Below are 654 nucleotides of genomic sequence, written 5' to 3'. Positions count from 1 at the left end.
ATATTCTACGTTTAACTTTATTCAAAGATGGAATTAAAAGTATTAAAATTTTATACTTTCACTTATTGGATTGAACTTGAATGCATATTTTACTAGTTAATGATTGGGACAAGATTTAAAGAAGGCTCTCGATAAATTAAATTTTGATGTTCGAACGAAAAAAAGGTTGTCAAAGTAGACAACCTTTAGGAACACTTATTCAATTAAGCATGCGTTATTTGAATAAGAAGTCCCATAATATTTTAAATATAAGAATTATCGACTATTCACTTCATAAGCTGTTCTAATACCGGCTTCAATTGCACCTTGCATCCAGCCTGGAGTAGTAGATGAATGAGAACCAGCAAAATGAATTCTTCCCTCTGGAGTACTAATATACTGACCTAATTCTTTAATTTGGTCTGGTTTAAACATGACAAAAGCTCCTCCAGAATAAGGGAATTCATTCCAATCATGCGAATAACCTATTAAAAATTCCGAAAACACTTCATTTCCAAATATATATGATAGATCGTTCAAAGCAATTCTTATACGTTCTGCTTGGGTCATATTATTCCAAATACTTGAATCATCTTCCCACGTGTAACTCGCTAACATAATACCTGTACTTACTGAATCTCCAGGTCCATGACTAGGAAAATACGAAAACTTAAT

At 32.0% G+C, this 654-nt stretch carries 1 protein-coding gene; it reads right to left on the bottom strand.

What is annotated here, in order from left to right; genetic code table 11:
• Positions 1-255 precede the first annotated feature (255 nt).
• On the bottom strand, positions 256-654 hold a 399-nt coding region (locus tag CN514_RS25145; RefSeq protein ID WP_176526094.1), incomplete at its 5' end, for a flavin monoamine oxidase family protein.

The organism is Bacillus sp. AFS001701, assembly GCF_002559405.1.
Taxonomy (GTDB): domain Bacteria; phylum Bacillota; class Bacilli; order Bacillales; family Bacillaceae_G; genus Gottfriedia.
Note: the sequence above shows the minus strand (reverse complement) of the source record. Positions and strands in the feature narration are given on the sequence as shown.